The organism is Pseudomonas caspiana (assembly GCF_040224095.2).
Taxonomy (GTDB): domain Bacteria; phylum Pseudomonadota; class Gammaproteobacteria; order Pseudomonadales; family Pseudomonadaceae; genus Aquipseudomonas; species Aquipseudomonas caspiana.
In genome coordinates this window covers 1798832-1819970 of sequence record NZ_CP167995.1, presented here as the reverse complement: position 1 = coordinate 1819970, position 21139 = coordinate 1798832, and the positions used below count along the sequence as shown (strand labels likewise).

Annotated in this window: 15 protein-coding genes; 8 read left to right on the top strand and 7 right to left on the bottom strand. The window is 58.2% G+C overall.

Going from position 1 to position 21139, the window contains the following annotated elements:
- The first annotated feature begins 83 nt into the window (after positions 1 to 83).
- Positions 84 to 1088, top strand: a complete 1005-nt coding sequence (locus ABRP31_RS08225) for an NADP-dependent oxidoreductase (RefSeq protein WP_349970528.1) — start codon at positions 84 to 86, stop codon at positions 1086 to 1088.
- Positions 1089 to 1273: 185 nt separating this feature from the next.
- Here the strand turns inward: ABRP31_RS08225 and ABRP31_RS08220 are convergent, their stop codons facing one another.
- The 5 genes from ABRP31_RS08220 to ABRP31_RS08200 form a co-directional block, all read right to left on the bottom strand.
- Positions 1274 to 2440, bottom strand: coding sequence for a putative zinc-binding peptidase (locus ABRP31_RS08220; RefSeq protein WP_349970527.1), 1167 nt, complete (start codon positions 2438 to 2440; stop codon positions 1274 to 1276).
- Between the two features lie 109 nt (positions 2441 to 2549).
- A complete protein-coding gene (ligA, locus tag ABRP31_RS08215) occupies positions 2550 to 4913 on the bottom strand; it encodes an NAD-dependent DNA ligase LigA (protein WP_349970526.1) in 2364 nt (787 codons plus the stop codon).
- 166 nt (positions 4914 to 5079) lie between these two features.
- A complete protein-coding gene (zipA, locus tag ABRP31_RS08210; protein WP_087266929.1) occupies positions 5080 to 5919 on the bottom strand; it encodes a cell division protein ZipA in 840 nt (279 codons plus the stop codon).
- Between the two features lie 250 nt (positions 5920 to 6169).
- A complete protein-coding gene (gene smc, locus ABRP31_RS08205) occupies positions 6170 to 9658 on the bottom strand; it encodes a chromosome segregation protein SMC (protein ID WP_349970525.1) in 3489 nt (1162 codons plus the stop codon).
- A gap of 4 nt (positions 9659 to 9662) precedes the next feature.
- The gene (locus ABRP31_RS08200) at positions 9663 to 10322 is read right to left on the bottom strand and encodes a GntR family transcriptional regulator (protein WP_087266924.1); all 660 of its coding nucleotides are present in this window, start codon (positions 10320 to 10322) and stop codon (positions 9663 to 9665) included.
- A 415-nt stretch (positions 10323 to 10737) separates the two neighbouring features.
- Here ABRP31_RS08200 and xdhA point away from each other — a divergent pair, with 415 nt between their 5' ends.
- The 4 genes from xdhA (at position 10738) to guaD (ending at position 16950) form a co-directional block, all read left to right on the top strand.
- The gene (gene xdhA / locus ABRP31_RS08195; RefSeq protein WP_349970524.1) at positions 10738 to 12192 is read left to right on the top strand and encodes a xanthine dehydrogenase small subunit; all 1455 of its coding nucleotides are present in this window, start codon (positions 10738 to 10740) and stop codon (positions 12190 to 12192) included.
- The gene (xdhB, locus tag ABRP31_RS08190; protein ID WP_349970523.1) at positions 12185 to 14665 is read left to right on the top strand and encodes a xanthine dehydrogenase molybdopterin binding subunit; all 2481 of its coding nucleotides are present in this window, start codon (positions 12185 to 12187) and stop codon (positions 14663 to 14665) included. The genes xdhA and xdhB overlap by 8 nt, the downstream gene beginning before the upstream one ends.
- On the top strand, positions 14662 to 15498 hold the full coding sequence (gene xdhC, locus ABRP31_RS08185; protein WP_349970522.1) for a xanthine dehydrogenase accessory protein XdhC: 837 nt from the start codon (positions 14662 to 14664) through the stop codon (positions 15496 to 15498). The genes xdhB and xdhC overlap by 4 nt, the downstream gene beginning before the upstream one ends.
- Positions 15499 to 15645: 147 nt before the next feature.
- Entirely contained in the window at positions 15646 to 16950 is a 1305-nt protein-coding gene (gene guaD, locus ABRP31_RS08180) for a guanine deaminase (RefSeq protein ID WP_349970521.1), read from the top strand.
- Positions 16951 to 17076: 126 nt separating this feature from the next.
- Here guaD and ABRP31_RS08175 read toward each other — a convergent pair whose 3' ends face one another.
- Positions 17077 to 17820, bottom strand: coding sequence for a GntR family transcriptional regulator (locus tag ABRP31_RS08175; RefSeq protein WP_349970520.1), 744 nt, complete (start codon positions 17818 to 17820; stop codon positions 17077 to 17079).
- Between the two features lie 131 nt (positions 17821 to 17951).
- The gene (uraH, locus tag ABRP31_RS08170) at positions 17952 to 18329 is read right to left on the bottom strand and encodes a hydroxyisourate hydrolase (RefSeq protein WP_349970661.1); all 378 of its coding nucleotides are present in this window, start codon (positions 18327 to 18329) and stop codon (positions 17952 to 17954) included.
- A 313-nt stretch (positions 18330 to 18642) separates the two neighbouring features.
- Between uraH and puuE the strand changes: the two genes are divergently transcribed.
- The 3 genes from puuE to alc are packed head-to-tail and all read left to right on the top strand — an operon-like array spanning position 18643 to position 21122.
- Entirely contained in the window at positions 18643 to 19572 is a 930-nt protein-coding gene (gene puuE / locus ABRP31_RS08165; protein WP_349970519.1) for an allantoinase PuuE, read from the top strand.
- The gene (uraD, locus tag ABRP31_RS08160) at positions 19569 to 20084 is read left to right on the top strand and encodes a 2-oxo-4-hydroxy-4-carboxy-5-ureidoimidazoline decarboxylase (protein WP_349970518.1); all 516 of its coding nucleotides are present in this window, start codon (positions 19569 to 19571) and stop codon (positions 20082 to 20084) included. Before puuE ends, uraD begins: the two co-directional genes overlap by 4 nt.
- Positions 20085 to 20126: 42 nt before the next feature.
- A complete protein-coding gene (gene alc, locus ABRP31_RS08155; protein ID WP_349970517.1) occupies positions 20127 to 21122 on the top strand; it encodes an allantoicase in 996 nt (331 codons plus the stop codon).
- Positions 21123 to 21139: the final 17 nt, after the last annotated feature.

Genomic DNA, 21139 nt, shown 5'->3' with positions numbered 1-21139 from the left:
AGCGCATTCGCAGAGTGATCTTCACTTGCCTGGCTTTGCCTCAGCGACTTCAATCAACCTTTGTCTATCTTTGAGGAACTGCCATGAGCACCCACACCAACCGCCAATTCCTGCTCGCCAAGCGCCCGGTCGGCCAGGCCAGTCGCGAGGACTTCACTTATCAGGAAGTGCCGGTCGGCGAGCTGGCAAGCGGGCAGATTCTGGTCAAAAACCATTACTTGTCGCTGGACCCGGCCATGCGAGGCTGGATGAACGAGGGCAAGTCATACATCGCTCCGGTCGGTCTGGGTGAGGTGATGCGCGCACTGGGCGTTGGCGAAGTCGTCGCCTCGCAGAGTGATCAGTTCGCAGAGGGGGATTTTGTGCAAGGCGCGCTGGGCGTTCAGGATTACTTTCTGGGTGAGCCTAAAGGCTTCTACAAGATCGATCCGAAACTAGCACCACTGCCCCGCTACCTTTCCGCACTGGGCATGACCGGTATGACGGCCTACTTTGCCCTGCTGGATGTCGGCGCGCCGCAAAGTGGCGATACCGTGGTGATTTCCGGCGCGGCGGGTGCAGTGGGTAGCGTGGCCGGTCAGATTGCCAAGCTTAAAGGCTGCCGCGTGATCGGCATCGCTGGCGGCAAGCAGAAGTGCGAGTCGCTTATCAATGAGCTGGGGTTCGATGGCATTATCGATTACAAGAGCGAAGATGTGCTGGCAGGTCTGAAGCGCGAATGCCCCAATGGGGTGAATGTCTACTTCGACAACGTTGGCGGTGACATTCTCGACGCCGTACTCAGCCGTCTGGCACCCAAAGCCCGAGTTGTGATCTGCGGTGCGATCAGCCAGTACAACAACACATCGCCCGTCAAAGGACCGAGCAATTACCTGTCGCTGCTGGTCAATCGCGCCCGCATGGAAGGTTTTGTAGTCATGGACTACGCCAGCAAGTTTGCCGCTGCCGGACAGGAGATGGCGGGCTGGATGGCTCAGGGCAAGCTCAAGAGCAGGGAAGATATTGTGGACGGGCTGGAGACTTTCCCGGAAACCCTGCAGAAGCTGTTCAACGGTGAGAATTTCGGGAAGTTGGTGTTGAAGGTTTAGGCCTGGAGAAATCGGGGGCTATCAATCCAAAACATTCATCGCCCAATTGCAATGCATTCTAAGAGCTCACGAGCACCGCGAGGCCGCGATGGCGTTCAGTCTGATACGCCGCCATCGCGGCCTCGCGCTGCTCGTGCGCTCCTACAGGTCAGAATCCGGCTGGCGACAAGTGCAGGACTAACTCTCTACTGCGCTTGCAACACCTCATCCGCCTTGCCGCCTGCGTCCTGAATCACCAGGTGAATGAAGTGCAGCTTGGTGATCACTGCAGGTGGCAGGACAAACGGGTAAAAGTCCGGCTGCCCCATGCTGCGCGACAGCTCGTTGAGCATGCCGGCCAACTCGATCCATGCGTTGACGAATGACAGGAACGCAGGCCCACCGGGATGCTGCGGATCGTAGAGGGTCTCCAGCGGGAACGGCTGATAATCCAGGTCCATGTCCCGGGCACTCATGCCGAAACCCAATGCAGTATCGACCGCGTCCATCATGTGCAGGTAATGCGCCCAGGTCTCTGCCCAGTCCTCCCAAGGGTGCATGGTCGCGTAGGCACTGACGAAGTTCTGCTGCCAGTCGCTCGGCGCGCCGTTCTGATAATGATGGTCCAGAGCATCGGCGTAACTGGCGCGCTCATCACCGAACAGGTTACGAAACCCATCCTGCCACCAGGTATTGGCAATCAACCGATCCCAATAGTAGTGCCCCACTTCATGCCGGAAATGCCCGAGCAGTGTTCGATACGGTTCGTGCATCTGCACACGAATTTTCTCGCGATGGGCGTCGTCCGCCTCTTTGATATCCAGGGTAATCAAGCCGTTGGCGTGGCCCGTGGTGGGTGCCTTGCCTTCCAGATCAACGCCCAAAAACTCAAAGGCCAGCCCGCGCTCTTCGTCCTGGGTTTTAGGAATAACTTTCAGGCCCAGGGAGATCAACTGCGCAACCAGCCGACGCTTGGCCGTTTCCACCTTGCACCAGCGCTCACCGTTTTCCGGAATCGACAAGTCGGGAATGGTGCGATTGAGGCTACACGCGATACAAAATTCACCGCTGTCATTGGCGGGAAATAGCCAGTTGCAGGCAGCCGGCGTATCGAGGTTGGCGCAGCGTCGATAAAGCCCGGCTCCGGGCTCGTCGCTCAAGCGCCAGGTGTCTTGATCGGGACCAGGCTCAAGAGCCGCAACTCGCCCCTGCTCCGGCAAATAGCCGAGCCCTGCCGAACAGGCCAGGCACTGGGTATTCGGGAAGAATACTGACTGGCCACACCGGCATTGCCAGACCTTGCTATTACGCCGGGTCTCGCCAACGAACGGTGCGGCAATGCGGGAACTGAGTTGTTCGAAAAACCGGTACATGGCGATCTCCTGGTGGGCCAGCAAGCACTAGATCACCGCCGGTTGCCGTCGTTCCGTGGACTTGATGCGTGACGTGAGCTTTGTGGGAACATGCTCAGCACATGGCCATTCAATCCACCGCGACGCCATGCTTGGTCAAGAAAGCCACAAACGCCTCTTCATCCAGCACTTTCAGGCCCAGCTCGTTGGCCTTGGTCAGCTTTGACCCGGCCCCCGGTCCAGCGACCACGGTATGGGTTTTGGCCGATACCGAACCAGATACCTTGGCACCCAGGCTTTCCAGTTTTTCCTTGGCGACGTCGCGGCTCATCAGCTCCAGGGAGCCGGTCAACACCCAGGTCTGACCTGCCAACGGCAAGCCTTCGACGACTTTTTTCTCGCTCTGCCAATGCATGCCGAAGTCTTTCAACTGGGCTTCGATGGCCAACCCGCGCTCGGCGTTTTCCGGCTTGTCGAAAAACTCGCGCACAGCCTTGGCCTGCTTCTCGGGCAAGGTCTGACGCATGTCCAGCCAGTCTGCCTTGATGATGCCCTCCAGCGAGCCAAACTTGTCCGCTAACTTCTGCGCGGCACCAGGACCTACCGAGGGGATGTTCAGCTTGTCGACCATGCCACCCAGCGTCGCGCTGGCGGCGAATTCGGCGCCCAGCTCACCCTCATCCTGCAATTGCAGGCCGCGTTCGTTTAGCAGCGCGTCAATCACGTTCTGGTTGTGCTCGTCTTCAAAGAAACTGTGGATCTCATGGGCCACTTCCAGACCGACATCTGGCAAATAAGTCAGCACCTCAGGCAACGCCTGTTTGACCCGCTCCAGCGACGCCAGCGAGCGGGCCAGCACCTTGGCGGTCTCTTCGCCCACATCCGGAATACCCAGCGCATAGATAAAGCGCGCCAGCGTGGGCTGCTTGCTGTCTTCGATGGCCTTGAGCAGTTTTTTGCTGGAGATTTCCGCGAACCCCTCCAGATCGACGATTTGCTCAAAGGTCAGTGCATAAAGATCAGCCGGAGAACCGATCAGTTTCTCGTCCACCAGTTGTTCGATGGTCTTGTCGCCCAGACCTTCAATATCCATGGCCCGTCGCGAGACGTAGTGGATGATCGCCTGCTTGAGCTGCGCGCCGCAGGCCAGCCGACCGACGCAGCGGTACACCGCGCCTTCGCTGACGGTTTCCTTGCCTTTGCTGCGCTTGATCAGTTGCGTGCGCTCGACGTGCGAACCACACACCGGACAGGTTTGCGGAATCTCTACCACGCGGGCGTCTTCCGGGCGACGCTCAAGCACGACTTGCACCACTTGAGGAATCACGTCGCCTGCGCGACGGATGATCACGGTGTCGCCGATCATCAGCCCCAAACGAGCCACTTCGTCCATGTTGTGCAGGGTCGCGTTGGCGACGGTCACGCCAGCCACTTTGACCGGTTTCAAGCGTGCTACGGGCGTAACAGCCCCCGTACGGCCGACCTGGAATTCGACGTCGAGCAGTTCGGTCAGCTCTTCCATGGCGGGGAATTTATGGGCGATAGCCCAACGCGGCTCACGGGCACGGAAACCCAGCTCGCGTTGCGCAGCCAGATCGTTGACCTTGAACACCACACCGTCGATTTCATAGGTCAGGGCCAGACGCCGCTCGCCGATGTCGCGGTAATACTCCAGGCACTCTTCAATGCCGTTGGCCAGTTTCAGCTCACGGCTAACCGGCATGCCCCATTCCTTGAGCTGGTTCAAATTGCCGATGTGCGTATCGGAAATTTCCGCAGAGACCTGGCCCAGACCATAAGCACAGAACTCCAGGGGTCGATTGGCAGTGATCTTGGAATCCAGCTGGCGCAGGCTGCCCGCCGCAGCGTTACGCGGATTGGCAAAGGTCTTGCCGCCGATTTCAGCCTGGCTCGCATTAAGGCGCTCGAAGCCCGCCTTGGACATGAACACTTCACCGCGCACTTCCAGCACTTCAGGCCAGCCTGTGCCATGCAGCTTGAGCGGGATGTTACGCACGGTGCGCACATTGATGCTGATGTCTTCACCTGTGGTGCCATCACCACGGGTGGCGCCTCGAACCAGCGCGCCATCGCGGTACAACAGGCTAACCGCCAGACCGTCGAGCTTGGGTTCGCAGCTGTACTGCACTTTCGCACCGTTACCGAACAGGTCGCCGACAGGCAGATCCAGCCCTTCAGTCACCCGGCGATCAAACTCGCGCATGTCGACTTCTTCGAACGCGTTACCCAGGCTGAGCATCGGTACTTCGTGACGCACCTGCGTAAACGCCGACAGCGCTGCGCTACCGACCCGCTGTGTGGGCGAATCAGGGGTGACCAGATGCGGGTTTTCCGCTTCAAGCGCTTTGAGTTCGTGGAACAGCCGGTCGTACTCGGCATCCGGAATGCTCGGTTCGTCGAGGACGTGGTAGCGGTAGTTGTGCTGATCCAGCTCGGCGCGCAGTTCTAGGATTCGGGTTTCGGCGGCTTTCATGCGGTGTTCTCTTCAAAAGCAAAAGAGCAGCCTAGGCTGCTCCGATGTTGGTGCTCTGTTGGTTCGACCGTAGGAGCGCGCTTGCCCGCGATAAGGGCCGAAGGACCTTCGTTGCCTGAAAACCGCCATCGCGGGCAAGCGCGCTCCTACAGTTACAGGTTTGGCTTCAACGACGCTGAGTCAAGGCGCGGCGTTCGAATTCGACGATGCGCTGACGGTAGTGCTCGATGGTCTGCGCGGTCATGACGCTGCGCTGGTCATCCTTGAGTTCGCCGTTAAGCTCATGAGCCAGCTTGCGAGCAGCGGCGACCATCACATCAAAAGCCTGTTTCGGATGACGCGGACCCGGCAAGCCGAGGAAGAAACTCACGGCACGGGTGCTGAAGTGATCGATGTCATCCAGATCAAAAACGCCTGGCTTGACCGCGTTGGCCATGGAGAACAGCACTTCGCCGTTGCCGGCCATGCTTTCATGGCGATGGAAAATATCCATTTCACCGAAACGCAGACCGCTTTCCAGAATGTTTTGCAGCAGTGCCGGACCTTTGAAGCCACTTTCGTCACGGCAAATAACACTGATGACCAGCACCTCTTCGACCGGCGCCAGATCCTTGTCTTCGGTAATTCGCTGAGCAGGCTTGTCGTCCGGGAAATCATCGTCACGCCCGGTGAACAGGCTAGGGCTGTCCATATCCAGATTCAGATCGCCTTGTTGCGGCTCATCTTTGCGCTTGTTGTTGCGCTTGCTCTGACGCGGCGTCGCGCTCATCGAGGGCAAGTCTTCCTCGTCGAGCTGCGGCTCTTTATGCGTGTCGAGCACTCGCGGTGGGCCCAGCAACTCGGCGGAGGACGTGTCATCGTCGTCCGGCAGGTTCGAGAAGCTGCGGTCCAGCCTGAATTTCAATTTCCCCTTGCTGCCGCGCATACGGCGCCAGCCATCAAAAAGAATACCGGCAATGACAATTATGCCGATGACGATCAGCCACTCGCGCAGACCGATTTCCATGTAATCCAGTGCCTCTAGTGAAGAATGCTTGAAATAAGGGCCTAAACCCCTTTAAAACGTGGTGCCAAGTCTCTGTTCTGACTGGCAATTTGCCCACGCGAAAAGAAAAAGTGGACATTAAACTAGCACGACCAAAGGTAACTTTACACCGTCTGTTACATCTGGTTGGTGCGCAAAGCGATATCTACCGCACAGAGTTGTTCACGCAAGGCCAATAACCGGCCATTTCTATCGCGCGGAACAAGCCTTGCTAGGCGTCGACCAGCGCCATTGCTTCCTCCACATCCACTGCCACAAGTCGCGAACAACCCGGTTCATGCATGGTGACACCCATCAATTGATCGGCCATTTCCATGGCGATCTTGTTGTGGGTGATGTAAATGAATTGCACAGTCTGCGACATCTCCTTGACCAGTCGCGCGTAGCGTCCAACGTTGGCATCGTCCAGCGGTGCATCCACTTCGTCGAGCATGCAGAACGGTGCAGGATTGAGCTTGAAAATGGCGAAAACCAACGCCAACGCAGTTAAGGCTTTCTCGCCACCGGACAGCAAATGGATCGTGCTGTTTTTCTTGCCCGGCGGGCGCGCCATGATTGTTACCCCTGTATCGAGTAAATCTTCGCCCGTCAGTTCCAAATAAGCTGAGCCACCACCGAAAACTTTTGGAAAAAGTGACTGAATTCCACTATTTATCTGATCGAAGGTCTCTTTGAAGCGATTTCGCGTCTCCTTGTCGATCTTGCGGATGACGTTTTCGAGGGTTTCCAGAGCTTCAACCAGGTCAGCATTCTGCGCGTCCAGATAACGTTTGCGCTCTGACTGCTGCTGATACTCGTCGATGGCCGCAAGGTTGATCGCCCCCAGTCGCTGAATACGCCCGGCGATGCGTTCCAATTCTTCCTCGGCCTCCTTTTCGTTGGCCTCGGCGGTCAGGGTCGGCAATACGCCATGCAAATCGTAACCGTCTTCCAGCAACTGATCCTGCAACGCGGTACGGCGCACCGTGAGGGATTGCCATTCCATGCGCTGCTGCTCCAACTGGCCACGCACCAGTTGCGATTGCTGCTCGGCCTGGGTGCGGCGCTTCTCGGCATCGCGTAACTCGCGATCGGCATCTTCCAGTGCATTCTTGGCGGTACGCATTTCATCGTCCACCGCCATGCGCCGCTCAAGTAATTCTTCAAGTTTCAGGCGCAGCTCTTCCAGCGGAGCTTCGCCCTCTTCCAGATTGAGATTTAACTGCTCACGTTTTTCGCTAAGCCGCTCGGATTGCATCTCCAGACGCTCAAGGGCCTGCCGTGTGGAATCGTGCTGAGCCCTGAGCGAACCGAGGCGCACGGCCAGTTGATGAGCATGATCCTTGTGCTGACGGGCTTCCTGTCGCACCCGGTCGAGCTGTTCGCGTAGGCTGTCGCGCTGGGCCTGGAGCAACTCACGCTGTTCGGTGTCCAGCGCCATGGTGTCCAGCGCATCCTGCAATTGCAGACGCGACTCGCCCAATTGCTCGTGCTCAACGGCGCGCTGCTCACCCAGTTCGGCCAGCTCCTCATCAAGGCGAGTCCGGCGTAGCGTGAGCTGTTCGACCTTGACCTTAGCGGCAGACAACTGCGCCCGGAGCTCGCTTTGCTGACGGGTCTCATCCTGCACCCGACGCCGCAATTCTTCCCGGGCTTCTTCCTGATTCGATTGCTGTTCGCGCAACGTCAACAGCTGCTCTTCAAGAGAGGCCAATGTGGCTTCACGCTCTTCGCGCTCCTGCCCCAGGCGCTGCAACTCCTGCCCACGGGCCAGCACGCCGCTTTGCGCTTCACTGGCGCGACGTACCCGCAGAAAGTGCGGCCCTACCCAATAGCCATCGCGGCTGATCAGGCTTTGCCCGGCCGCCAGCTGGCTGCGTTGGGCCAGTGCCTCGTCGAGGGTTTCAACCGGGCGAACCTGACCCAGCCAACTGGCGAGGTCCATGTCACTGTCGACTTTGTCCAGCAGACTACCGGGAATCCGCGCGGCCTCGGCGCTGGCGCTGACCAGACGCAAATCGCCCTGCTGGAAACCTGCCAGATCCAGACCGCTGAAATCATCCACCAGCACAGCCTGCAGATCAGCGCCCAGCACGGTTTCCACCGCCAGCTCCCAACCCGGCTCAACCCGCAAGCCTTCTGCCAGCCGTGGTTGCTCAGCCAGATCATGATCGCGCAGCCATTCAGCAGTGCCGGTATCAGGATCGAGCGCTGCCTGCTGCAAAGCTTCCAGAGATGCCAAACGACCATTGAGCCGCTGCAATTCGCCTTGGGCCTGTTGTTGCGCCTGACTGGCCTGTTGCAGCTCGTTGCGTAAATGCTCAAGCCGCTCGACCGCTTGCTCTTCGCCGATGTGCAGCTCTTCGAGGGTCATTTCCCGAGTCGCAAGGTCTTCGTCCAGTTGCAGGATCGCGGCATCTTCCGGGTCGGCTTTGAGCAACTGTAACTCTTCACCGAGACGTCGCTGGCGCTCGGCAAGACGCTCCAGGCTTTGTTCCAATTGTTGAATGCGTGACTGCTGAACCTCTGCCTGCCGCCGAGGCTCGGCAGATTGCAGGTTGAAACTGTCCCATTTCTCCTGCCAGCCGTGCATCGCACCTTCAGCGTCTTCCAGCGACGCAGCAGATTCCTCGGCGGCAGCACTGGTCATCTCCTGCTCGGGTTCGAGCATTTCCAGCTCTTCGCCCAAGGTCGCCAGCAATGTGCGGTCGTGCCCTAGGTGGGATTCGGTTTCCTGACGAGCGCGCTCGGCTTCGCGCAGGTCCTCCTGCAATTGGCGCAAGCGTTGCTGGCCGTGCTGAATACTTTGTTCGACGCGGGCAATATCACCGCCCACGGAATAGAAGCGGCCCTGAACCAGATTGAAGCGTTCGGACAGATCATGGTGGCCGTCACGAAGACGCTCAATGCTGGCATCGGCGTTGCGCTGTTCCGCAACCAGCGCCTCGAAACCGACTTCCTGATTGCCGATCACCGCTTCGCGCTGGCTAACCTGCTCGTTCAACGCCTGCCAGCGCAACGCCGACAACTGCGCCTTGAGCTGGCGTTCTTCGGCTTTGTACTCCTGATACTTCTCGGCGGCCTGAGCCTGACGATGCAAACGTTCCAGCTGACGTTCCAGCTCCTCACGAAGGTCGGTCAGGCGCGCAAGGTTTTCGTGGGTACGGCGAATCCGGTTTTCAGTCTCGCGACGGCGCTCCTTGTACTTGGAGATACCCGCCGCTTCCTCGATGAAATTACGCAAGTCTTCGGGCTTGGCTTCGATCAGCTTCGAGATCATGCCCTGCTCGATGATCGAATAGCTGCGCGGGCCCAGACCGGTGCCGAGGAAGATATCGGTGATGTCCCGCCGACGGCATTTGGTGCCGTTCAGGTAATAGGTGTTCTGGCTGTCGCGGGTGACCTTGCGGCGAATGGAAATTTCTGCGTAGGCAGCGTACTCGCCGACCAGCGTGCCGTCGGAGTTATCGAAGACCAGCTCGATGCTGGCCTGACTGACCGGCTTGCGGCTGGTGGAGCCGTTGAAGATAACGTCAGTCATCGACTCGCCGCGCAGGTTCTTGGCCGAGCTTTCGCCCATGACCCAGCGCACGGCGTCAATAATGTTGGATTTGCCGCAGCCGTTAGGGCCGACGACCGCCGCCATGTTACTGGGGAAGTTCACCGTGGTGGGGTCGACGAAGGATTTGAACCCCGCCAGCTTGATGCACTTCAGCCGCATGGGATCAGCCTGCTTCCAGAGCCGAAAGTACCAACTGACAACTGCGCTGGCCGTAATCGGTCAACACGCTACGAACCCGCGCTGTATCCCGAGCCACCACTGCCTCAAGCAGCTGCTCAAACAAAGTCAGGTAATCGCGCATCTCGGCTTTGCGCTGGTCGAGTGCCAGGTAATAGCTGCGGCTCATGGACGGTTGCAGGTTATCGACGGTTTCTTGCAGATAAAGGTTGTCGGCAAAGGGATAGGCGGCACGCATGACGTTGAAGCTGTCTTCAACGAAGGCTTTCACGTCCTGGCGCTCGTAGCTGGCAATCAGCCGCTGCTGAATTTGCAGAAAGGTTGCCAGATCGCTTTGCTGCTGCCACTTCTCGGCCACCGCAATGCCCAGCAGCACATACAATTCAGTCATCAGCGTGCATAAGCTCTGTACGTTGTGCGCGTTGAGCACCGTGACCTGCGCACCGCGACGCGGCAGGATCGCCACCAGATGACGGCGTTCCAGAATCAACAATGCTTCGCGCACCGAGCCTCGGCTGACGTTTAACGCCTGCGTGACTTTTTGTTCCTGAATGCGCTCCGCGGGCTTGAGTTCGCCACGAATGATGCGCTCGGCAAGGTGGTGAGCAATTTGCTCGGCGAGGCTGTCCGGAGCCTTGAACGTCATGTCTATCCCAAATGCTGGTTATAACCAAGCGGCGCAGTGTATCCCAATGAAGGCCAATGGCGCAGGGCCATACCAGTGGAAACTGGCACGAAATAAGCAAAACTTTCAACAGATCGTGTCAGTTCGTCGCATTGGCGACCTACTGATACCACGCACCTGGCCTAAAAACGACATTTCCTGACCTAAGAGTCAGAAACAAATTGACCGAGAAGTCAGACCTGATAAATTCGGGCTTACAGACCGTGTGAAAACGTAGCGAGCGACGGCAAGACAAGGCAAAAACAGGCGAAAAAGCGGAGTCTAGGTGTTCTAAATGAGCATTTTTCGCCTGTTTTTAACGCAGTATTGCCGAGCGCAGTAGTTTTCACGCGGTCTGTCGTGTTCGATGACCAGAAAAACGCGTAGAGGACCTGCCGTGATCCAATTTCTCTTGAACAATGAGCTACGCACCGAACATAGCCTGGACCCCAATCTGACGGTTCTCAACTACCTGCGCGAACACCTGCACAAATCGGGCACCAAAGAAGGCTGTGCCAGCGGTGACTGCGGCGCCTGCACGGTGGTGGTCGGCGAACTCCAAAGCGATGAATCGGGTGAAGACAGCCTGCGTTATCGCAGCCTCAATTCGTGCCTGACTTTTGTCGCTTCCTTGCACGGCAAGCAGTTGATCAGCGTTGAAGACCTCAAGCATCAAGGCAAGCTGCACAGCGTCCAGCAGGCGATGGTCGATTGCCATGGCTCGCAATGCGGTTTCTGCACACCCGGTTTTGTGATGTCGTTGTTTGCCCTGCAGAAGAACAGCACACAACCCGATAGTCATAAAACCCACGAAGCGCTGGCGGGCAACCTCTGCCGCTGCACTGGCTATCGCCCGATTCTCGATGCCGCCGAACAATCGTGCAGCAAGCGTCAGCCGGACCAGTTCGACGAACGCAAGGCACAGACCATCGCTCGCCTGCGCAGTATTGCGCCGACGCAAACCGGTGAACTGAATGACGGCGACAAGCGCTGTCTGGTCCCGCAGACCGTTGCCGACCTGGCACATTTGTATGAAGCCAACCCGCAGGCGCGGCTGCTGGCTGGCGGTACCGATCTGGCCCTTGAAGTTACTCAGTTTCACCGCCCGCTGCCGGTGATGATTTATGTGGGCAATGTCGCCGAGCTGAAGCGCATGGAGCATTTCGATGATCGCCTGGAAATCGGCGCCGCGACACCACTGACCGATTGCTACGCAGCCCTGAGTGCCGAGTACCCGGACTTCGGCGAACTGCTGCAGCGCTTTGCCTCGTTGCAGATCCGCAATCAAGGCACGCTGGGCGGCAATATCGGCAACGCCTCGCCGATTGGCGACTCCCCTCCTCTGCTGATCGCTCTGGGTGCGCAAATCGTGCTGCGCAAGGGCGACACCCGCCGCACCCTGGCGCTTGAGGATTACTTTATTGACTACCGGGTGACGGCGCGGCAGGAAAGCGAATTCATCGAAACCATTGTCGTGCCTAAAGCCAAGGCGCAGCAGGCCTTCCGCGCCTATAAAGTGTCGAAGCGGCTGGATGACGATATTTCTGCGGTGTGCGCGGCGTTCAATCTGCATGTCGAGAATGGCAGCATCGTTGACGCACGCGTTGCTTACGGAGGGATGGCAGCAATTCCCAAGCGAGCCACCGCCTGCGAGCGGGCACTGATCGGCTCGCCATGGACATCTGCCACCGTGGAGGCTGCCTGCGCGGCACTGGCCGAAGACTTCACGCCCCTGTCAGACTTCCGCGCCAGCAAGGAATATCGGCTGCTCAGCGCGCAAAACCTGCTGCGCAAATACTTCATCGAACTGCAAACGCCTACTGTCCAGACGCGGGTGACGGCTTATGTCTAACAACTCAGCCATAAAGTCACAGGCCGAAATGATCGCCCTGTTTCAGCAGGATCTGACTACCGGCGTTGGCCGCAGCGTCAAGCACGACAGCGCCGACAAGCATGTGTCCGGCGAAGCGGTGTACATCGATGACCGCCTGGAATTTCCTAATCAACTGCACGTGTATGCGCGCCTGTCCGACCATGCCCATGCGCGGATCATCAGCGTCGATACCACGCCTTGTTATGCCTTTGATGGCGTGAAAATTGTCATCACTCACGAAGACATCCCCGGCCTGAAAGACATCGGGCCGCTGCTGCCCGGCGATCCATTGCTGGCCATCGACAAAGTGGAGTTCGTCGGCCAGCCGGTGCTCGCCGTTGCCGCTCGCAGCCTCGATATCGCTCGTCAGGCGGCAATGGCCGCGGTGATTGAATACGAAGATCTGGAACCGGTGCTGGATGTGGTTCAAGCGCTGCGGGCCAAGCACTTTGTGCTCGACAGCCATACGCACAAGCGCGGTGACAGCGCCGCTGCACTGGACGTTGCCCGGCATCGTCTTCAGGGCAATCTGCACATCGGTGGTCAGGAACACTTCTATCTGGAGACCCAGATATCCTCGGTAATGCCCACCGAAGATGGCGGCATGATCGTCTACTGCTCGACCCAGAACCCTACTGAAATACAGAAACTGGTCGCCGAAGTGCTGGACGTTTCGATGAACAAAATTGTCGTCGACATGCGCCGCATGGGCGGTGGTTTTGGCGGCAAGGAAACCCAGGCAGCGAGTCCTGCGTGCCTGTGTGCCGTGATCGCGCGCCTGACCGGGCAGCCCACCAAAATGCGCCTGCCCCGCGTCGAAGACATGCTGATGACCGGCAAGCGTCACCCGTTCTACATTGAGTACGACGTGGGCTTCGATGACGATGGCCGTCTGCATGGCATTCGGCTGGATCTGGCGGGCAATTGTGGTTATTCGCCAGATCTTTCCGCGTCAATTGTCGACCGGGCGATGTTCCATGCTGACAACTCTTACTACTTGGGCGAAGCCACAATCAACGGCCATCGTTGCAAGACCAACACCGCCTCCAACACCGCATACCGTGGCTTCGGCGGCCCACAAGGCATGGTCGCCATCGAAGAGGTCATGGACTCCATCGCCCGCTATCTGGGCAAAGATCCATTGGCGGTGCGCAAGGCCAATTACTATGGCAAGACCGAGCGCAACGTCACCCACTACTACCAGACCGTCGAGCACAACCTGCTGGAAGAAATGACTGCCGAGCTGGAAGAAAGCAGTCAATACCACGAGCGGCGCGAAGCGATTCGGGCTTTCAACGCCAGCAGCCCGATTCTGAAAAAAGGCCTGGCGCTGACCCCGGTCAAGTTCGGCATTTCCTTTACCGCCAGCTTCCTTAATCAGGCCGGCGCGCTGATCCATATCTACACCGACGGCAGCATCCACCTGAACCACGGCGGCACAGAAATGGGTCAGGGGTTGAACGTCAAAGTCGCGCAAGTCGTGGCAGAGGTATTCCAGGTCGATATCGACCGGATTCAGATCACCGCCACCAACACCGATAAAGTGCCCAACACTTCTCCGACTGCGGCTTCCAGCGGCGCGGATCTGAATGGCAAGGCGGCGCAGAACGCGGCAGAAATCCTCAAACAGCGTCTGGTGGAATTTGCCGCCAAACACTTCAAGGTCGCAGAAACAGACGTGGCGTTTCGCAACGGCCACATTCGCGCAGGCGAACAGATCGTGTCATTCCAGTCTTTGGCGCAACTGGCGTGGATGGGGCAGGTTTCGCTGTCCAGTACCGGTTATTACAAGACGCCGAAGATCTTCTACGACCGCAGTCAGGCACGGGGCAGGCCTTTTTATTACTTTGCCTTTGGCGCAGCCTGCAGCGAAGTGATCGTCGACACCCTGACCGGCGAGTACAAGATGCTGCGTACCGACATCCTGCATGACGTCGGCGCGTCATTGAATCCGGCCATTGATATCGGGCAGGTCGAAGGTGGCTATATTCAGGGGATGGGCTGGCTGACCACGGAAGAACTGGTCTGGAATGACAAAGGCAAACTCATGACCAACGGCCCGGCGGGCTACAAGATTCCGGCGGTCGCGGATATACCTTTGGATTTGCGCGTCAAGCTGGTGGAGAACCGCAAAAACCCGGAAGACACTGTGTTTCATTCCAAAGCCGTGGGAGAGCCGCCGTTCATGCTTGGCATCTCGGCCTGGTGTGCGATCAAGGATGCAGTGGCCAGTCTGGCCGACTATCGCCATCAACCAAAGATCGATGCGCCCGCGACACCGGAGCGGGTGTTGTGGGGGTGTGAGCAGATGCGTAAGACCGAGTCGCCAATATCGCGGGCAAGCACCGCTCCCACAGGGGACCGCGATCCAATGTGGGAGCGGCCGGGGTCGCGCTCGACCTTACCCACGATGGAAGCGATGAAGATCGCAAGCCCGGAGATCAAAAAATGAACTGGATCAGCGCCCTCGCCGACCTGCAAACCCAGGGTGAAGCCTGCGTGCTGGTCACCATCATCGAAGAGCGCGGCTCGACGCCACGTAATGCCGGTTCGAAGATGGTGGTCAGCGCCGAGCGGATCTTCGACACCATCGGTGGCGGGCATCTGGAATACAAAGCCATGGAGATCGCCCGGGAGATGCTGCTCAGCCGCAGCCAGGACACGCGCCTGGAACGTTTCAGCCTGGGCGCGAGCCTTGGCCAATGCTGCGGCGGCGTGAATGTGCTGCTGTTCGAACCCATGGGCCAGCCTCAGGCGCAGATCGCCGTGTTCGGTGCCGGCCATGTAGGTCGAGCGCTGGTGCCTTTATTGGCCAGTCTGCCCTGCCGGGTGCGCTGGATCGATTCTCGAGAACAGGAGTTTCCCGCGCAGATTCCCAGTGGCGTTCGCAAGATCGTCGCCGAAGACCCGTTGGATGAAATCGATGAGTTGCCCAAAGGCAGTTATTGCATTGTCATGACCCACAACCATCAACTGGACCTGGAGCTGACCGCGGCGATTCTCAAGCGCGGCGACTTTGCCTACTTCGGTCTGATCGGCTCGAAAACCAAGCGGGTCAAATTCGAGCATCGGTTGCGTGATCGCGGCTTTGATCCGGCACTGTTGCAGCGCATGCGCTGTCCGATGGGGCTGAGCGAAGTCAAAGGCAAGTTGCCCATCGAGATCGCGGTATCCATCGCCGCCGAAGTCATCGCCACTTACAACGTTAATCTCGGGCAGCACAACGCCAGCGCCGAACCTGTTGCCAAACTGCTGCCGGTTTCACGGCGCAGCCGGGCGCAATAACCGGCTTGCTGTTGCGCTGCACCTCCCCGTAGGAGCGCACGAGCAGCGCGAGGCCGCGATGGCGTGGTATCAGCCTCGCGCTGCTCGTGCGCTCCTACAGGCAAGACACTCCAATTCAAATGCTGATTTATGCTTGATGAGACCTATATGAACCCAAGTAAAAAAGCCTACCGAGCCGCCATTCTGCACAGCGCTGGCGACCCGGCAGAAGTCGGCATTGAAGCGTCATACGAGTACTTCGCTGACGGCCTGATGCTGGTTGAAGACGGCAAGATTGTCGCCCTTGGCCACGCAGCCGAACTACTTACAACCCTCGAATCCCATGTCGAAGTGACCGAGTACAAGGACGCATTGATCACGCCTGGCTTTATCGATACCCACATCCATTTGCCGCAGACCGGCATGATCGGCTCCTACGGCGAACGTTTGCTGGACTGGCTCAACACATACACCTTCCCCTGCGAAAAACAGTTCGCTGACCCGCAGCACTCAGCCGAAGTCGCGGACATTTTCCTCAAGGAACTGCTGCGCAACGGCACCACCACTGCGCTGGTGTTTGGCAGCGTGCACAAGGAGTCAGTCGAGGCGTTCTTTCAAGCAGCAGAAAAGCTCAACCTGCGAATGATCGCTGGCAAGGTGATGATGGATCGCAACGCTCCGGACTACCTCACCGATACGGCAGAATCGGGCTACGCCGACAGCAAGGCGCTGATCGAACGCTGGCACGGCAAGGGCCGCCTGCACTACGCGGTCACGCCACGATTTGCGCCGACCAGCACCCCGGAGCAGCTCACACTGGCAGGGCAACTGCTGGCCGAGTATCCCGATGTGTACATGCAGACTCACATCAGTGAAAACGTCGAGGAGGTGCAGTGGGTCAAGGCGCTGTTCCCGGAACGCAGCGGTTATCTGGACGTATACGACCATTTCAAACTGCTGGGTGAACGCTCGGTATTTGCCCACGGCGTACACCTCTGCGACACCGAATGCGCGCGGCTTGCCGAGACCGGTTCAGCCATCGCCTTCTGCCCTACTTCGAACCTGTTTCTGGGCAGCGGCTTGTTCAATCTGCCTCTGGCTGAAAAGCACAAGGTCAACGTCGGCGTAGGCACTGACGTGGGCGGTGGCACCAGCTTCTCAATCCTGCAAACCTTGAACGAAGCCTACAAAGTGATGCAGATGCAGGGCGCCAAACTGAGCCCTTTCAAATCGCTGTACCTGGCAACCCTGGGCGGCGCACGTGCGTTGCGTCTGGACGACCGGGTTGGCAGTCTGCGGGTGGGTAATGAAGCCGATTTTCTGGTGCTGGATTACCACGCTACGCCGTTGCTGTCGTACCGTTTGAAGCAAGCCAGGGACATTGCCGAGACATTGTTTGTACTGATGACACTGGGGGATGACCGAACGGTGCTGGAGACTTGGTCGGCTGGGGAAATCGTGCACCGCAGATAAGGCGAAGCTGACGGAAAAACCTGTGGGAGCCGGGCTTGCCCGCGATGAGGCTGGATGCGATCTAAAATGAATCGCGTCTAGCCTCATCGCGGGCAGCCCGGCTCCCACAGAGGTATGCAGTAACACTCAACCTTTCTTCCCCACCCTCAAATGCGAAAACACTGCATGCAGGTCATCTGAGGCGCTGTCTTCGTCCAGGTTGAGTTTGCTGTCGATGTGATCCATGTGATGCATCATCAGCTCGACGGCACGCTTGGAATCACGAGCTTCGATCGCGTCGATCAACTGGCTGTGTTCATCCCATGAACAGTGCGTGCGATTGCCGGTTTCGTACTGGGCGATGATCAGTGAGGTCTGCGAGACCAGACTGCGCTGGAAGCTGATCAGCGGGGCGTTCTTCGCCGCCACGGCCAATTGCAGGTGAAATTCGCCGGACAGGCGAATGCCTGCACCGCGATCGCCCTTGGCAAAACTGTCGCGCTCTTCATTGACCATCTGCCGCAAGGCCGCCAATTGCTCCGAAGTCGCATGCTCGACAGCCAGTTCAGTGATGGCTTTTTCCACCATCCGACGCGCGAAAAACACCTGACGCGCTTCATCAATGCTTGGGCTGGCGACCACTGCACCACGGTTGGGCCGCAGTATCACCACCCCTTCATGCGCCAGACGAGACAGCGCCCGACGGATGATCGTCCGGCTCACGCCAAAAATTTCACCCAGCGCTTCCTCACTCAGCTTGGTCCCAGGTGCCAGACGCTGCTCGAGAATGGCCTCGAATATGTGCGCATAGACCACATCGTCCTGAGTGCCACTGCGCACTGGCTTCGCAACGCGTGGCTGCTTTTTGAGGGGTTGCAACGGTTCGTTCATGAGCGCTCGTGGCAGTCGACGATAAAAAGTGAGCGCATTGTACACAGGGCGCGGCGACCGGACAGTGCGCCTGCCGAGCGGGCTAAACCATGCTGTATGAGTTGCAAAAGTGGCGGTCGTTTGTGAATCACTCAACTGCCACGATACGTCGAGTAACTGTAGGGCGAGATCAGCAACGGCACGTGGTAGTGCTCCTGGCCGGCGTCAATCCCGAAGCGCAACACCACCACATCGAGAAACGCAGGTTCAGGCAACGCCACACCTCGGGCGCGATAATAGTCACCGGCATGAAATTGCAGTTGGTAGACACCCGAGCGGTAGTCCTCACCTTGCAACAAAGGCGCATCACAACGACCGTCGCTGTTGGTCTGTGCCGAGGCGACCAGCACATGGCTTGCGCCCTCGACCCGATACAGTTCGACCTTGATGGAGCAGCCGGGACAACCGTGGGCAGCGTCAAGAACGTGCGTCGTCAATTTACCCATTTCGAATCTGCCCCATCCTGAAATCTGAAAGCCACACGCCGCACCATTTGAGTGCCAGCAGCCGTGAAAGAATGTCGAATTAAGACACTTTAACGAAAAGCTGTACACAATAAAAAATGCTGATTAAGCCTGTATGCGGGCTTATATCCCGCGCAGCCCCGATTCACCGGGACTCGCGGAATTAATTAGAGTTTTTCACGATTACCTGACCACCTAGGCAAGTTTCTTGCAGAAACATGTTAAGCATCTGGGACAAAAAACAAGGTTACAAATTGAAAGACGCTTTGTATACAATCCAGCCATCGCATCTGTTCCACAGCACATAAGGAATATTGCAGTGAGCGCTGACTATCCTCGCGACCTGATCGGTTATGGCAGCAACCCGCCCCACCCACGCTGGCCGGGTAACGCACGCATTGCGCTGTCCTTCGTGCTCAATTACGAAGAAGGCGGCGAGCGTAATATCCTGCACGGCGACAAAGAGTCCGAAGCGTTCCTGTCCGAGATGGTCTCTGCTCAACCGCTGCAGGGCGAGCGTAACATGAGCATGGAATCGCTTTATGAATACGGCAGCCGCGCTGGTGTGTGGCGTATCCTCAAGCTGTTCAAGCAATTCGATATCCCGTTGACGATCTTTGCCGTGGCCATGGCAGCCCAGCGCCACCCGGATGTGATCCGCGCCATGGTTGCCGACGGTCACGAGATTTGCAGCCACGGTTATCGCTGGATCGATTATCAGTACATGGATGAAGCCAAGGAACGCGAGCACATGCTCAAGGCGATCCGCATCCTCACCGAAATCACCGGCGAACGTCCGCTGGGCTGGTACACCGGACGCACCGGGCCCAATACCCGGCGCCTGGTGATGGAGGAAGGCGGCTTTCTCTACGACTGCGACACCTATGACGACGACCTGCCCTACTGGGAGCCCGACAACCCGACCGGCAAGGCTCATCTGGTGATTCCCTACACGCTGGACACCAACGACATGCGCTTCACTCAGGTGCAGGGTTTCAACAACGGCGATCAGTTTTTCCAGTACCTCAAAGACGCCTTCGATGTGCTGTATGCCGAAGGTGCCGACGCGCCGAAAATGCTTTCCATCGGTTTGCATTGCCGCCTGATCGGTCGCCCGGCTCGTCTGGCTTCGCTCAAGCGTTTCATCGAATACGCCAAAAGCCACGAGCAGGTCTGGTTCACCCGCCGGGTAGACATTGCCCGCCACTGGCACGCTGAACACCCGTATCAGCCGGAAGCCGCACAATGAGCCGTTTCATGACGCTAAAACCATCAGCCCTGAGCCGGGACGAGTTCATTGCGACCTTTGCTGACATCTACGAACATTCGCCATGGGTCGCAGCCGCTGCTTACGATCAGGGCGCGCTCGATGAGCTGGACGATGTCGAGACCCTGCATGCGCGAATGAGCCAGATCCTGCTCAACGCGGATCATGAGCGCCAGCTCGCACTGATCAACGCGCACCCGGATCTCGCCGGTAAAGCGGCGGTGCAAGGGCAACTGACCGAAGCCAGCACCAGCGAACAGGCTGGCGCGGGCATCCACCAATGCACAGCCGAAGAATTCAAACGATTTACCGAACTCAACGACGCTTACAAAGCCCGATTCGCCTTCCCGTTCATCATGGCAGTCAAAGGCAGTAACCGGCACCAGATCCTCGCAGCCTTTGAGACCCGCATCGATAATTCGGTCGACGCCGAATTCGCCTGCGCTCTGGCCGAGATCAACAAGATTGCCCTGTTTCGTTTGCAAGCCCTCTAACCGCCCTACCCAGGCCACTGATCAAAAGGCAGACCTAAAAGAATGAAAGCTTACGCCGCACCCTTCGAGAAGTTCGTCAACCTGGCCGACGCGCGCCTGGGCACCAAAATCCTTTCCGTCACTGACGACTGGTTCGCCGACGCCAACCGCCTGTTCCAGCCCACCCCTGCGGTGTGGAAAGAAGGCGTGTTCGACGACAACGGCAAGTGGATGGACGGCTGGGAATCGCGTCGCAAGCGTTTCGAAGGTTACGACAGCGCGGTGATCCGCCTGGGTGTGGCGGGCACGATCAAGGGCGTGGACATCGACACTTCCTACTTCACCGGTAACTATCCGCCATCGGCATCGCTGGAAGCGTGCTTCCTGGCCAGCGGCGAGCCGGACGAGAACACCCAGTGGACGGAAATCCTGTCAGCTGTGGAACTGAACGGCGACAGCCATCACTACCATGAAATCAGCGCTGACCAGGCGTTCAGCCATTTGCGCTTCAACATCTATCCCGACGGCGGGGTTGCCCGTCTGCGTGTTTACGGCGTGCCGTTCCGGGACTGGTCGGCCGTGGGTGAAACCGAGCAACTTGATCTGGCGTCGGCGCTCAATGGTGGTCGTGCTCTGGCGTGTTCGGATGAACATTACGGCAGCATGAGCAACATCCTCAATCCGGGCCGTGGCGTGAACATGGGCGACGGCTGGGAAACTGCACGTCGCCGCACGCCTGGCAACGACTGGGTAATCATCGCTTTGGGTCATGCGGGCGAAGTGGAAAAAGTCGTGGTCGATACCCTGCACTTCAAAGGTAACTATCCGGACAGTTGCTCGATCCAGGGCGCCTTCGTCAAAGGCGGCACCGACAGCCAGATCGAAACCCAGAGCCTGTTCTGGCGCGAACTGCTGCCAAGCCAGAAACTGAGCATGCACGCCGAACACGAGTTCGCTGAGCAGATCAAGGCGCTGGGTCCGATCACCCATATTCGCCTGAACGTATTCCCGGATGGTGGCGTGAGTCGTCTTCGGGTGTTGGGTAAAGTTGTAAGGTAAGCATCGTGCCCCCCTTG